This window comes from Streptomyces sp. NPDC003036 (assembly GCF_040611175.1).
In the GTDB taxonomy this organism is placed as follows: domain Bacteria; phylum Actinomycetota; class Actinomycetes; order Streptomycetales; family Streptomycetaceae; genus Streptomyces.
Window position 1 is genome coordinate 1 of record NZ_JBEXNO010000075.1, and the last position, 12229, is coordinate 12229.

Below are 12229 nucleotides of genomic sequence, written 5' to 3' on the forward strand. Positions count from 1 at the left end.
GCCCAGGGGCCGCCGCCCCCGCGTCCCGGGCCGGGGGGGCCCCGGGGCGCCCCCGGCCCCCCCCGTAAGCGGCGCCCCGCCTCAGACGGCCAGGCAGCTCGCGCCCGGGACTTCCGAGGGCAGGCCGGGGGCGGTGGGGTCGACGACGGTGGTCAGGTCGATCGCGCTGGTGGTGACGCAGTCGAGTACGGCGGCGGGGTCCGGTACCACCCCCGAAGCGGTGGTACCGGTGAACCCGAGGAGTGCGACGGTTCCGAGGACGACGGCCGCGATGCGACGCATACGATTCCCTCCCTGTGACGGGGTGACAGTGCCTGACTCGCCGGTTGGTCCGAGTCGGCCCCTGGCTACCCACCCCCGCGCCCCGGGTACGCGCCCGGTCACCCGCACGAGGACGACGAAACGATCCCGCACGCCTCCGCACCTCTGGAGCGGGACCAACCGGGCGCTCGCCGGGCGCACGGCCGCACCGCGGGAGGCACTGAGCGCGACGGATGACCACGGGGGGCCAGGCGCACAACCGGACGCTGGCGCGTGCGCTCCGTGTTCTCGATGGCGAATGCCGCGCCGCGCGGGTGACGCTCCCTCAGGAGCCCGTCTGATGAGGGACTTCCGCGTAGCACGGATGGGCGCAGAAGGGCCAACGAGCCACCCTCGTTCGGCGTACGCAAACGAGGGAATTAAGCACTGTACGAGTTGCGCCGCTGCTGTACACATCTGGCGGAACATCACGCTCCGCCGCTGGTACACGGATCATCAATCGGCCGCCGCGTCGCGCCAAAACGCCCCTGTCCACTCGAATGGATCAGTCGTGAGGAGCCTCACAAACTTCCGTTTCGGCTCGGAATTTCGCCCCGTCATGGGTCAAGATCCCTTCGACGACAAGCCCCCGCCGCCGCGGCGGGGCGGTCCGGGCGGACGCCGAGTCCTGCCGCCGTCCGGACGACTGGTCGACAGGAGTGGATCGGCAGGAGTGGAGGACCCAAGCAGTACGGGGCGAGCGCACCATGGCCGCCCCTTGGGGTGAAGCCGCGTCAGCGGCCGGGCAACTTCGCCAGCCCGAACCCGACAGGTCATCCTTCACAGGCGGCTGACGAAGGGTTGCGCTATGACCGCGCAGATTCATGTCCCGTCTCTGCTGTCCCGAGCCGGTGCCGTCTCGGCACTGACGCTCGCCGCCGTCGGCGGCACGATGCTGGCACCGGGCGCCGTCTCCGACGCCGAGGCCGCCACCGCGACGCACGCCACGAAGGCGCTGAACGTCGCCGCGTCGAAGAAAGGCTCCCCGTACGCGTACGGCGCGGCGGGCCCGTCCCGGTTCGACTGCTCCGGGCTGACGCTCTACTCGTACAAGAAGGCCGGCAAGACGCTGCCCCGCACCGCGCAGCAGCAGTACAACAAGACCCGCCACCTCTCCGCGTCGCAGCGGCAGAAGGGTGACCTGGTCTTCTTCCACTCGGGTGGGCGCGTCTACCACGTGGGCCTGTACGCCGGTGACAACAAGATCTGGCACTCACCGAAGTCGGGTTCGGTGGTCAAGCTCGACCGCATCTGGTCGAAGTCGGTCTACTACGGACGCGTGCGCTGACGCGACACCCCAAGCCCCCGTACCGCACGGACCGTGCACACCTGCGGTGCGGGGCCGGTCAGCCCCGGACGGGGACGGACCAGGGCAGGGCGATCCACACCGTCTTGCCGCCGTCGCCGGTCGGAGTGACCGTCAGGCGGCCGCCGCGCTCGGCGGCGAGCCAGCGGATGATGACCATGCCGCGCCCGTTGTCCTGCTGGACGGCCGCGGGCAGGCGCTGCGGCCAGCGCGGGTGGCTGTCGGTGACGCCGATGCGCAGCTGCTCGTCCCGCTCCAGCCGGATGTCCACCGTGAAGGTCGGGGACTGTCCGAAGGTGTGCTGAACGGCGTTGGTGGTGAGCTCGGAGACGATCAGCCGTACCGCGTCCGCGGTGTCGGACTCGGCCGACAGCCCCCATTCGGTAAGAACGTCCGCCACGTATCTGCGGGCTGCGGAGACCGAGGCTGGATCGCTCGGCAGAGTGACGGATGCTTCCTGATGGTCTGCCATGGCGACGCTGTCCCTTTCCCACCGGGGCCGGACTCCGACAGGGAGCGGATGTTGTGCGAGGACGGCCTCGGATTGCGCTTCGCGCCAGACTGCCACTTATGTCGCCCCAGGTGGGGCCGATCCCCCAAGATATGCATATATCTGTCGCTCGAAGCGGTGAACCCTGCTACGCGAGAGCGGTTCCGGCGGGCAGACTGGCGGGTTGGTCCAGCGTTCCGGAGGGCGGGAGGAGGTGCGGTCGTGCGGGGCACGCGACACGGTCCGGCGGTGCGGCGGCGCAAGCTCGGCGAGGAGTTGAAGCGGCTGCGCCTGAGAGCGGGGCTTACCAGCCGGGACGCGGCGCGGCTCGTCGGCTGGCACCAGTCGAAGGTCAGCCGGATCGAGACGGGTGCTAGCGGGGTGACGGGCGCGGACGTGTCGCGGCTGCTCGACGCCTACGGCGTACGCGAACCACGGCTGCGCACGCTGGTGGAGGCCCTGTCCGGCGCTGCGGCGGACGGCGGCGGCACGGGCTGGTGGCACGCGTACCGGGGCGTGCTGCCGCCGCAGTACCAGGACTTCATCAGCCTGGAGTCGCAGGCCTGCGGGGCGCGCACGCTGGAGACCTCGGTGGTGCCGGGGCTGTTGCAGACGCCCGACTACGCGCGGGCGGTGACGCGCGCCGCGCTGGACGGACTGCCGGCGACGGCGGTCGACTCGCTGGTGGAGGTGCGGATCGCCCGCCAGGAGGTGCTGTTCGGTGATCCGCCGCTGCGCCTGGAGGCGGTGCTGGACGAGGCGGTGCTGCGTCGGCAGGTGGGCGGCCCGGGGGTGATGCGGGCCCAGCTGCGGCGGCTGCGGGAGCTGGCGGACCTCCCCCATGTGCGGTTGCAGGTGCTGCCGTTCGCGGTGGGCGGGTACGTCGGCCTCTCCGGGCCTTTCGTTATTTTCTCGTTCGCGAACATGTCTGATCTGGATGTGGTGGTTCTCGACCACTTGACGAGTAGCCTCTATCTCGAACGCTCGGAAGACCTCGAGGCGTACTGCGCCGCGTTCCGCACCATGCAGGCGCACGCCCTGACGCCCGAGGAGTCGTCGGAACTCATCGCCGGGATCGGTGACGGCGCGTAGGGAGAGGCACCCCACATGTCTGCTTACCTCGCACAGCACAATGGCCCGCACTGGCGGCGCAGCAGCCGCAGCGTGGGCATGAACAACTGCGTCGAGGCGGCCCGCCTCGGTGCCGCGCGGCTGGCCGTGCGGGATTCGAAGGACACCGCCAGGCCGCCGCTGCGGTTCTCGGCGGCGGCCTGGACGTCCTTCGTCAGCTCACTGAAGCCGCTCGGCTGACCGGCTCCGGCGCCGTACGGAGGATCGTGGTCACGGCCGTCTCGATCTGAGCGTCCGACAGGTCGGCCCGGGCGGTCAGCCGCAGGCGCGAGATCCCGTCCGGCACCGACGGCGGCCGGAAGCAGCCCACGGCCAGCCCCTCGGCGCGGCAGTCGGCGGCCCACCGCACGGCCTGCTCCGGCGACGGGGCGCGTACGGAGACGACGGCGGCATCCGGCCGCACGGCAGTCAGGCCGGCCGCCGTCAGCCGCCCGTGCAGGGTCGCCGCGACCGTACGGGCCCGGCCGGCCAGGCCTGGCTCGGCCCGCAGCAGCCGCAGGCTCGCCAGCGCGGCGCCCGCCGCGGCCGGGGCCAGGCCCGTGTCGAAGATGAAGGTCCGCGCGGCGTTGACCAGGTGGTCGATCACCCGCGCCGGGCCGAGGACCGCTCCGCCCTGGCTGCCCAGGGACTTGGAGAGGGTGAGCGTGGCGACGACGTCCGCGCTGCCCGCGAGCCCCGCCGCGTGCAGCGCCCCGCGACCGCCGTCGCCCAGCACGCCGAGGCCGTGCGCGTCGTCGACGACCAGCGCGGCGCCGTGCGCGCGGCAGGCGGCGGCGAGTCCGGCGAGCGGCGCCGCGTCACCGTCGACCGAGAAGACCGAGTCGGTCACCACGAGGGCGCGGCGGTCGGGGCGGGCGCCGAGGGTCTTGGCGACGGCCTCGGGGTCGGCGTGCGGGACGACGGCGGTCTCGGCGCGCGAGAGCCGGCAGCCGTCGACGATGGAGGCGTGGTTGCCCGCGTCGGAGACGATGAGGGAGCCGCGGGCGCTGAGCGCGGTCAGGGCGGCGAGGTTGGCCGCGTACCCGGAGGAGAAGACCAGGGCCGCCTCGAAACCGCAGAAGTCCGCCAGTTCGCGCTCGAGCTCGGTGTGGAGCTCGGTGGTGCCGGTGACCAGGCGCGACCCGGTGGCGCCGGCGCCCCAGCGGCGGGCGGCCCCGGCGGCCGCCGCGGTGATGGCGGGGTGACGGGTGAGGCCGAGGTAGTCGTTGCTCGCGAGGTCGAGCAGGTCCGGCTCGGCGGGACGGGGGCGCAGCACGCGCACCAGACCGGCGTCCGTGCGGCGGCGCGCCTCGGCGTCGGTCCAGTCGAAGGGGTCTTCCTGCGGCATGGGTCGGGTCCCTTTTGTAGGCAGCGCACAGACCCTAGCCCGGGACAGCCGGGGGCACAGTGTGGTCATACACACACCGCTCAGCCGCTCTCTTGTCCGGTTCCTCCTTGGCCAGGGGGTGTGCCGTAGGACAGGATCGGCGCCATGGACCTGTTGAACACGCTGGTGGACAAGGGGCTTCGGCGCGAGCTGCCGACCCGCGAAGAAGCGCTCGCCGTGCTGGCGACCTCCGACGACGAGCTGCTCGATGTGGTGGCCGCGGCCGGCAAGGTGCGGCGCAAGTGGTTCGGGCGCCGGGTGAAGCTCAACTACCTGGTCAACCTGAAATCGGGCCTGTGCCCGGAGGACTGCTCGTACTGTTCCCAGCGGCTCGGGTCCAAGGCCGAGATCCTCAAGTACACCTGGCTGAAGCCGGAGGAGGCCTCCAAGGCGGCCGCCGCCGGTGTCGCGGGCGGCGCCAAGCGGGTGTGCCTGGTCGCCAGCGGCCGCGGGCCGACGGACCGGGACGTGGACCGGGTCTCGCAGACCATCGCGGCGATCAAGGAGGAGAACGAGGGCGTCGAGGTCTGCGCCTGCCTGGGCCTGCTCTCCGACGGCCAGGCGGAGCGGCTGCGGTCGGCGGGCGCCGACGCGTACAACCACAACCTCAACACGTCCGAGGGGACGTACGGGGACATCACGACCACGCACACCTACGCGGACCGCGTCGATACGGTGCAAAAGGCCCACGCCGCGGGCCTGTCCGCCTGCTCCGGTCTGATCGCGGGCATGGGCGAGTCCGACGAGGACCTGGTGGACGTGGTCTTCGCGCTGCGTGAACTGGACCCGGACTCGGTGCCGGTGAACTTCCTCATCCCCTTCGAGGGCACGCCGCTCGCCAAGGAGTGGAACCTCACCCCGCAGCGGGCGCTGCGCATCCTGGCGATGGTCCGGTTCGTCTGCCCGGACGTCGAGGTCCGGCTCGCGGGCGGGCGCGAGGTGCACCTGCGGACGCTCCAGCCGCTGGCGCTGCACCTGGCGAACTCGATCTTCCTGGGCGACTACCTCACCAGCGAGGGCCAGGCCGGCAAGGCGGACCTGGAGATGATCGCGGACGCCGGTTTCGAGGTGGAGGGCACGGACACGACGACGCTGCCGGAGCACCGCTCGGACGCCGCGTCCTGCGGTTCCTCGGGCGGCGGCTGCGGCTCCGGTTCCGTGTGCGGGTCGGACGCGGAGGTCCCGGCGCAGGCGCCTGCGCAGGTGGCGGCCGAGCCCCAGGCGGCCCGCCCCGACCTGGTCGCGGTGCGCCGTCGTGGCGCCGGTACGGACCTGGCGCCCAATGCCTGATCAGCTCACCCCCGGCGAACTGATCGCCCTGGACCGGACCCACGTGTGGCACCCGTACAGCCCGATGCCGGGCCGTACGGACCCGCTGGTCGTCGAGTCCGCCTCCGGGGTACGGCTGCGGCTCGCGGAACCGGCGCACGGGCAGCGCGAGTTGGTCGACGGCATGTCGTCCTGGTGGTCCGCGATCCACGGCTACAACCACCCGGTGCTCAACGAGGCCGCGAGCGGACAGCTCGGCCGGATGAGCCACGTGATGTTCGGCGGGCTCACCCACGAGCCCGCCGTGCGGCTGGCCACCCGGCTGGTCGAGATCACGCCGGAGCCGCTGCGCCACGTCTTCCTGTGCGACTCGGGCTCGGTGGCGGTCGAGGTCGCCGTCAAGATGTGCCTGCAGTACTGGCGCTCCATCGGCCGCCCGGCCAAGCAGCGGCTGCTGACCTGGCGCGGCGGCTACCACGGCGACACCTGGCAGCCGATGTCGGTGTGCGACCCCGAGGGCGGCATGCACGGGCTGTGGTCCGGGGTGCTCCCCCGGCAGCTCTTCGCGGGGCCGCCGCCCGCCGCGTACGACGAGACGTACGCGGACGGGCTCAGGGAGCTGATCGCGCGCCACGCGGACGAGCTGGCCGCGGTGATCGTGGAGCCGGTGGTGCAGGGCGCGGGCGGGATGCGCTTCCACGACCCGGCGTACCTGCGGGTGCTGCGCGAGGCGTGCGACGCGCACGACGTGCTGCTGGTCTTCGACGAGATCGCGACCGGCTTCGGGCGGACGGGCACGCTGTTCGCGGCCGAGCAGGCGGGCGTGGCCCCCGATGTCATGTGCCTGGGCAAGGCGCTGACCGGCGGCTACCTGTCGCTGGCGGCGACGCTGTGCACCCCGCGCGTGGCGGACGGCATCTCGCAGGGTGAGGTGCCGGTGCTGGCGCACGGGCCGACGTTCATGGGCAACCCGCTCGCCACGGCCGTCGCCTCCGCCTCCATCGACCTGCTCCTGGAGCAGGACTGGGCGCAGGAGGTCAAGCGGATCGAGGCGGGCCTGCTGGACGGGCTCGCGGAGGCGCGCGAGCTGCCGGGGGTGCGCGAGGTGCGGGTGCTCGGCGCCATCGGCGTCGTCCAGCTGGACCATCCGGTGGACATGGCGGCCGCGACGGCGGCGGCGGTGCGCGAGGGCGTGTGGCTACGGCCGTTCCGGGACCTGGTGTACGTGATGCCGCCGTACATCACCGGGGCGGAGGATCTGGAACGGATCTGCCGCGGGGTGTGCGCGGCGGCGCGGGAGGGCTGAGATGACGGTACTGGTGGTCAGCGGAACGGGCACGGAGATCGGCAAGACCGTCGTCACGGCCGCCGTCGCCGCGGTCGCGCGGGCGGCGGGGCGGTCGGTGGCCGTGCTGAAGCCCGCGCAGACGGGGGTCGGCCCGGGCGAGCGGGGCGACGCCGACGAGGTCGTACGCCTCGCCGGTGACGGTGTCACGCCCGTCGAACTGGTCCGCTTCCCCGAGCCCCTGGCCCCGGCGACGGCCGCCCGGCGCGCCGGGATGGCGCCGGTGGCGCCGGAGGAGGTCGCGCGGGCGGCGCGGAAGCTGGCCGAGGAGCACGACCTGGTCCTGGTGGAGGGCGCCGGCGGGCTCCTCGTACGGTACGACGCCGAGGGCGGCACCCTCGCGGACGCGGCCCGGCTGCTGGAGGCGCCCGTGCTGGTCGTGGCGCCCGCCGCGCTCGGCACGCTCAACATGGCGACGCTGACGGGCGAGGCGCTGCGGGCCCGCGGCCTGGCCCAGCTGGGCGTGGTCGTCGGCAGCTGGCCGGACGAGCCCGGGCTGGCCGAGCGCTGCAACATCACGGACCTGCCCGAGTCGGCCGGGGCGCCGCTGCTGGGCGCGGTGCCCGCGGGTGCGGGGGCGCTGCCGGTGGAGGCCTTCCGGGAGCGGGCGGCGTCATGGCTGGCGCCCCCGCTCGGGGGCACCTGGGACGCGGAGGCGTTCGCCGCGGCCGTACGCTGCTGAGCATGCGTGCTCGAGTGAGTGAGATCGTGTTCGACTGCGCCGACCCGGCCGCGCTGGTCCGCTTCTGGGCCGCGCTGCTGGGCGGCGAGCCGGTGGACCGCGGCCCCGACTGGTCGTACGTCGAGCCTCCCGGGTTCGTACGGATCGCCTTCCAGCGCGTGCCGGAGGGCAAGGCGGCGAAGAACCGGCTCCACCTGGATCTGGAGGGCGGCGATGTGGACGCCGCCGCGGCCGAGGCGGTACGGCTCGGCGCGGTGCGGGTCGGCGGCGTCGTGGCGGACGACTACGGCGACTTCCAGGTGCTGCGGGACCCCGAGGGCAACGAGTTCTGCTTCGTCAGCGGCTGACGGGGGGACACTGACGGTGTCCGCCCCACCCTCTCGCCGGGAGGTCCGCGATGCGGGACACCGTCCACCACCCCCTCTTCGCCCGCTTCTACGCGCGCGTGAGCGTCGCGATGGACACGAAGGGCGGGATGGCCGCGTACCGCGACGAGCTGCTGGCCGGGCTCTCCGGCCGGGTCATCGAGATCGGCGCCGGGAACGGCCTGAACTTCGCCCACTACCCGGGAGCCGTCTCGGAGGTCGTCGCCATCGAGCCGGAACGGCGGCTGCGGCAGTTGGCGGTGAGCGCGGCGCTGCGCTCCGACGTACCGGTGGACGTGGTGCCGGGCGTGGCGGAGGCGCTGCCGGTCAAGAGCGAGGCGTTCGACGCGGCGGTGGCGTCGCTGGTGCTGTGCACGGTACGGGACCTGCCGCGCGCCCTCGCCGAGCTGCGGCGGGTCCTGCGGCCGGGCGGTGAGCTGCGGTTCTTCGAGCACGGGCGGGCGGAGGGGCGGGCCCTGGCGACGGCTCAGCGGGCGCTGGACCGCACGGTGTGGCCGACGCTCTTCGGCGGGTGCCACACGGCGCGCGACCCGCTGGCGGCGATCGAGGCGGCGGGCTTCGAGGTCGTCACCCACCGCCGGTTCCGCCTCCCCGAGAAGGGGCCGCAGCTGCCGTCGTCGCCCTGCGTCCTGGGGGTGGCCCGGCGCCCGGGCGGCTGACGTTAGGGTGACCGTGTGTCTGATGAGCAGGAGCAGCTGTTCGCGGCGGTCGACGCGCTGCTGGAGCAGGTGGCGGCCCTCCCCGCCCCGGCCGAGCGCCGCCGCCTGCGCGAGGCGGCGGGGCTGAGCCGGGACCAGATCGCCCAGGCGCTCTCCGTCCGCCGCGAAACCATCACGTCCTGGGAAACCGGCCGCTCGGACCCCCGCCCGCCGAAGCGGGCGGCGTACGCACGGCTGCTGTCGGGGCTGGCGGAGCGGCACCCGGGGGCCGCGGAGGAGCCGACGGAGGCGTCGGTGGCGGCTCCGGCGGAGGCAGTGGCCCCGGCTCCGGCGGAGGCAGTGGTCCCGGCTCCAGCTCCGGTGGAGGCAGTGGCCCCGGCGCCGGCTCCGGCTCCGGCGGAGGCAGTGGCCCCGGCTCCGACTCCGTACGACGACAGCGCCGACGGCCCCGCCGGGCGGGTGCCCGCGCCGCAGGACCGGCGCACGTCAGGGGTGGCGGCCGGGCAGGCCCGCACCCTGGTGACACGCAGCCGACCCACCGCCCTGCACCAGGACCAGGGCCAGGACCCGGTCGACGCACGGTTCGCACACGGCCCGTTGGCCGTGCTGGACGGCGACGGCAGCGCGTACTGCGCCGGCGGGCTCGTCCTGGACTGCCCGGCCACCGACCTGCCCTCGCTCGCCGAATGGGCCCTGGGCGAGGCGCGGCTGGGCGCGCCCCGGCTGCACCGCAACGGGCAGGACGCCGACCCGCTCGTGGTGCTGACGGAGTCGGCGGCCGTCCGGCTCGGGTTGCCGGCCGAGCTGGCGGACCGGCGCGGGCTGCGGCTGCCCGACGACCACGAGGTCGTACGGCGGATCAGGAAGGCCGACTGGCTGCTGACGCGCCGTGGGTTCGGGCCCTGGGCCTGGCTGTACCGCCCGGCGCAGGGCAGCCGCCGCCGGTGCGTGCAGTTCGCCGTCCTGCCGTGGGGGGCGCTGGACAGCCGTACGTGGGGCGAGGCCGCCGCACTGCCCCCGGCCGACCTGGCCGACATGCTCGCGACGTACGCCGCCCGGGTCATCACGCCGCGCGGGACCACCGCCGTCTGCGGTCTGCAGCTGATGACCGCGCTGCGCCCGCCGACGCGCGCGGTGCGGGACGAGGCCACCGGCTCCTGGGTGTCCGCGCCCAGCCCGGGCACCCTCACCGCGCCCGTGGACCCGGCGCCGCCGGAGGCCCCGGACGAGCACCCGGTCGTCGCGGCCCTGTATCCGCGCGCGCACCAGCGCACGCCCGACCAGGTGCTCGACGAGGAGGCGTACGACTGGATCCGCAGTCCGGAGCTGCTCACCGACGCGGAGTGCGCCAGGCCCTACGCCGTCGGCATCGACGTGAACATGGCGTTCGCGGCGGCCGCGAACCGCCTCACGGTCGGGCTGGGCGCCCCGGTCCACGTCACCTCGCCCGTCTTCGACAAGAAGACGCCCGGCTCCTGGCTGGTGGACCTGTCCTCCGTCGAGGTGGACCCGCGGCTGCCGAACCCGTTCACGCCGCACGGCGCACGGCCGGAGGGACCGGCCTGGTACGCCACGCCGACCGTCGCGTACGCCGTGGAACTCGGCCACCGGGTCGCGCCCGTCGAGGCGTACCTCCGCCCTTCGAGCGGTGCCTACCTGGACGCCTGGTACACGCGGCTGCGCGACGCCTACCTGGCGACGATGGAGGAGTTCGGCGTACGCGCCGGGATGCCGGAGGCGGAGTTCCTCGCGGCGATGGAGCAGGCCGAGCGGCACAAGGCGGAGCATCCGGGCCGTGCGGCCGTCCTGTCGGCCATCAAGGCGACGGTCAAGGGCGGCATCGGCAAGCTCCGCGAACGTCCGCAGGGCGTCGGCTACCGCCCCGGCGAGCGGTGGCCCGCCCTGGAACGCCCCACCTGGCGCCCGGACATCCGGGCGGCCGTGATCGCGGCCGCGCGGATCAACATGCACCGCAAGATGCTGCGGCTCGCCGAGGGAGCGGGGCTGTTCCCGATCGCAGTGCTGTCCGACTGCGCCGTGTACCTGTCCGACGGGCCGAGTCCGCTGGACTTCCTGCCGCGCACCCCGGAGGGCAAGCCGCTGCCGGGCGGCTTCCGGCTGGGCGTGTCGCCCGGCATGGTCAAGCACGAGGGAACGCAGTCCCTGATGTGGGCGGTGCGCCTGCTGGACGAGGGCCACAACCCGGCCCGGCACATCAAGGGCACGGACGCCGTGGCGGACGGGGAGTAGGACCGCACGATGGGCATCCTGGGCGACAGCCTCGAACGGGCGGCGGAGCACACGTTCACCCGCCCCCTCCCGAAGTCCGCTCCGGCGCAGGTCAGGTTCCTCGTCAGGAGCGAGAAGGGCTCCACGCGGGCGGTGGCGCGGCGCCTCGGCGTCTCGCAGCGCACGGTGGAGCGGTACGTCAAGGGCCAGATCAGACAGCCGCGCCCCGAGCTCGCGGCGCGTCTGGCCGCCGAGGTCCGCAAGTCGTGGCAGCCGCGCGTACGGCAACGGGCCCGGGAGGCGGCCGCGACGACCGGCGGCATCGTGATCGAGACCCGCGCCCGCTTCGGCTTCACGGCCGCCCCCGGCTCGACCGACGACAGCCGCCTGCGCCTGGTCACCCAGCACCTGCCCCCCGCCTACGCGGCACGCCTCTTCGACGCCCAGGCGGCGGGCGCGGCCGAAGAGGAGTTGCGCGCCATCGCCGCCGAGGGCCTCCAGGAGCAGTACTTCAAGGACCGCGGGCGGCGCGCGGCGGGCCTCCAGGTCGAGTTCACCGACATCGATTACGTGGAGCTCGACTACTAGGCCGTGCCTGCGAAGTGGTTGGTGCGTTGTTCTGTTTGTGCTGCGTCGTCATGAGCTGACCGATGAATCGTGGGCGGTGATCGAGCCGTTGCTGGCCCCGCCTCGGATGGGCCGACCGGTGCGGGACCGCCGCCAGTGGTCAACGGCATCTTGTGGAAACTGTCCACCGGAGCGGCCTGGCGGGACCTGCCCGAGCGATACGGCCCGTGGAAGACGGTCTACGAACGCTTCCGCCGCTGGTCGGCCGACGGTACCTGGGACCGTCTGCTGGCAACGGGCGCATCCGGCGCGGCGAGAGCCGCTGCCGGCTCGACCGGGCCGCCTACCGGCGCCGCAACGTCATCGAACGCTGCTTCAATCGGCTCAAGCACAACAAAGCCCTGGCCACCCGCTATGACTGTGAGGATGTTCGGGTGCCGCTCCGGGCGGTGGTCTGACTCGCGCTACGACTGGCCTTGGTGCCTTGCGTTTGATCTGT

Annotated in this window: 13 protein-coding genes, 1 pseudogene and 1 riboswitch; of the genes and pseudogenes, 11 read left to right on the forward strand and 3 right to left on the reverse strand. The window is 73.6% G+C overall.

Annotated features, from left to right (window positions below; all coding sequences use genetic code 11):
- Positions 1–81: 81 nt before the first annotated feature.
- Positions 82–282 carry a hypothetical protein gene (locus ABZX67_RS32585; protein WP_355368187.1) on the reverse strand — a complete coding sequence of 67 codons (201 nt, stop codon included), beginning with the start codon at positions 280–282 and terminating at the stop codon, positions 82–84.
- Between the two features lie 627 nt (positions 283–909).
- A riboswitch (cyclic di-AMP (ydaO/yuaA leader) is annotated at positions 910–1104 on the forward strand.
- Positions 1105–1108: 4 nt separating this feature from the next.
- On the opposite strand from ABZX67_RS32585, the gene ABZX67_RS32590 reads away from it, so the two are divergent.
- Positions 1109–1588, forward strand: a complete 480-nt coding sequence (locus ABZX67_RS32590; RefSeq protein WP_355368190.1) for a C40 family peptidase — start codon at positions 1109–1111, stop codon at positions 1586–1588.
- Positions 1589–1646: 58 nt separating this feature from the next.
- Here the strand turns inward: ABZX67_RS32590 and ABZX67_RS32595 are convergent, their stop codons facing one another.
- A complete protein-coding gene (locus ABZX67_RS32595) occupies positions 1647–2078 on the reverse strand; it encodes an ATP-binding protein (RefSeq protein ID WP_355368193.1) in 432 nt (143 codons plus the stop codon).
- A gap of 240 nt (positions 2079–2318) precedes the next feature.
- On the opposite strand from ABZX67_RS32595, the gene ABZX67_RS32600 reads away from it, so the two are divergent.
- The gene (locus ABZX67_RS32600; protein ID WP_355368197.1) at positions 2319–3188 is read left to right on the forward strand and encodes a helix-turn-helix transcriptional regulator; all 870 of its coding nucleotides are present in this window, start codon (positions 2319–2321) and stop codon (positions 3186–3188) included.
- A gap of 15 nt (positions 3189–3203) precedes the next feature.
- The gene (locus ABZX67_RS32605) at positions 3204–3407 is read left to right on the forward strand and encodes a DUF397 domain-containing protein (protein ID WP_355368200.1); all 204 of its coding nucleotides are present in this window, start codon (positions 3204–3206) and stop codon (positions 3405–3407) included.
- On the opposite strand, the gene ABZX67_RS32610 is transcribed toward ABZX67_RS32605, so the two are convergent.
- Positions 3382–4554: an 8-amino-7-oxononanoate synthase gene (locus ABZX67_RS32610; protein ID WP_355368203.1), complete on the reverse strand. Its 1173-nt coding sequence runs from the start codon at positions 4552–4554 to the stop codon at positions 3382–3384. The two genes, ABZX67_RS32605 and ABZX67_RS32610, sit on opposite strands and share 26 nt — an antisense overlap.
- Before the next feature lie 144 nt (positions 4555–4698).
- On the opposite strand from ABZX67_RS32610, the gene bioB reads away from it, so the two are divergent.
- The 8 genes and pseudogenes from bioB to ABZX67_RS32650 form a co-directional block, all read left to right on the forward strand.
- Entirely contained in the window at positions 4699–5883 is a 1185-nt protein-coding gene (bioB, locus tag ABZX67_RS32615; RefSeq protein ID WP_355368206.1) for a biotin synthase BioB, read from the forward strand.
- Positions 5876–7168: an adenosylmethionine--8-amino-7-oxononanoate transaminase gene (locus ABZX67_RS32620; protein WP_355368209.1), complete on the forward strand. Its 1293-nt coding sequence runs from the start codon at positions 5876–5878 to the stop codon at positions 7166–7168. Before bioB ends, ABZX67_RS32620 begins: the two co-directional genes overlap by 8 nt.
- Position 7169: 1 nt before the next feature.
- Positions 7170–7889, forward strand: a complete 720-nt coding sequence (gene bioD, locus ABZX67_RS32625) for a dethiobiotin synthase (protein WP_355368212.1) — start codon at positions 7170–7172, stop codon at positions 7887–7889.
- A gap of 2 nt (positions 7890–7891) precedes the next feature.
- Positions 7892–8236, forward strand: a complete 345-nt coding sequence (locus ABZX67_RS32630) for a VOC family protein (RefSeq protein WP_355368215.1) — start codon at positions 7892–7894, stop codon at positions 8234–8236.
- Between the two features lie 50 nt (positions 8237–8286).
- Positions 8287–8934, forward strand: a complete 648-nt coding sequence (locus ABZX67_RS32635; protein WP_355368218.1) for a methyltransferase domain-containing protein — start codon at positions 8287–8289, stop codon at positions 8932–8934.
- Between the two features lie 15 nt (positions 8935–8949).
- The gene (locus tag ABZX67_RS32640; protein ID WP_355368221.1) at positions 8950–11184 is read left to right on the forward strand and encodes a helix-turn-helix transcriptional regulator; all 2235 of its coding nucleotides are present in this window, start codon (positions 8950–8952) and stop codon (positions 11182–11184) included.
- A 9-nt stretch (positions 11185–11193) separates the two neighbouring features.
- Positions 11194–11751 carry a helix-turn-helix transcriptional regulator gene (locus ABZX67_RS32645; protein WP_355368224.1) on the forward strand — a complete coding sequence of 186 codons (558 nt, stop codon included), beginning with the start codon at positions 11194–11196 and terminating at the stop codon, positions 11749–11751.
- 40 nt (positions 11752–11791) lie between these two features.
- Positions 11792–12021: pseudogene (locus ABZX67_RS32650) on the forward strand (transposase); the annotation flags it as partial.
- Positions 12022–12229 lie beyond the last annotated feature (208 nt).

Bases quoted from the DNA above. Each gene is read 5' to 3' on its own strand.
- ABZX67_RS32645 (WP_355368224.1), top strand. From the start codon at position 11,194: ATGGGCATCCTGGGCGACAGCCTCGAACGGGCGGCGGAGCACACGTTC.
- ABZX67_RS32610 (WP_355368203.1), bottom strand. From the start codon at position 4,554: ATGCCGCAGGAAGACCCCTTCGACTGGACCGACGCCGAGGCGCGCCGC.
- bioD (WP_355368212.1), top strand. From the start codon at position 7,170: ATGACGGTACTGGTGGTCAGCGGAACGGGCACGGAGATCGGCAAGACC.
- bioB (WP_355368206.1), top strand. From the start codon at position 4,699: ATGGACCTGTTGAACACGCTGGTGGACAAGGGGCTTCGGCGCGAGCTG.
- ABZX67_RS32620 (WP_355368209.1), top strand. From the start codon at position 5,876: ATGCCTGATCAGCTCACCCCCGGCGAACTGATCGCCCTGGACCGGACC.
- ABZX67_RS32595 (WP_355368193.1), bottom strand. From the start codon at position 2,078: ATGGCAGACCATCAGGAAGCATCCGTCACTCTGCCGAGCGATCCAGCC.
- ABZX67_RS32605 (WP_355368200.1), top strand. From the start codon at position 3,204: ATGTCTGCTTACCTCGCACAGCACAATGGCCCGCACTGGCGGCGCAGC.
- ABZX67_RS32635 (WP_355368218.1), top strand. From the start codon at position 8,287: ATGCGGGACACCGTCCACCACCCCCTCTTCGCCCGCTTCTACGCGCGC.
- ABZX67_RS32585 (WP_355368187.1), bottom strand. From the start codon at position 282: ATGCGTCGCATCGCGGCCGTCGTCCTCGGAACCGTCGCACTCCTCGGG.
- ABZX67_RS32630 (WP_355368215.1), top strand. From the start codon at position 7,892: ATGCGTGCTCGAGTGAGTGAGATCGTGTTCGACTGCGCCGACCCGGCC.
- ABZX67_RS32590 (WP_355368190.1), top strand. From the start codon at position 1,109: ATGACCGCGCAGATTCATGTCCCGTCTCTGCTGTCCCGAGCCGGTGCC.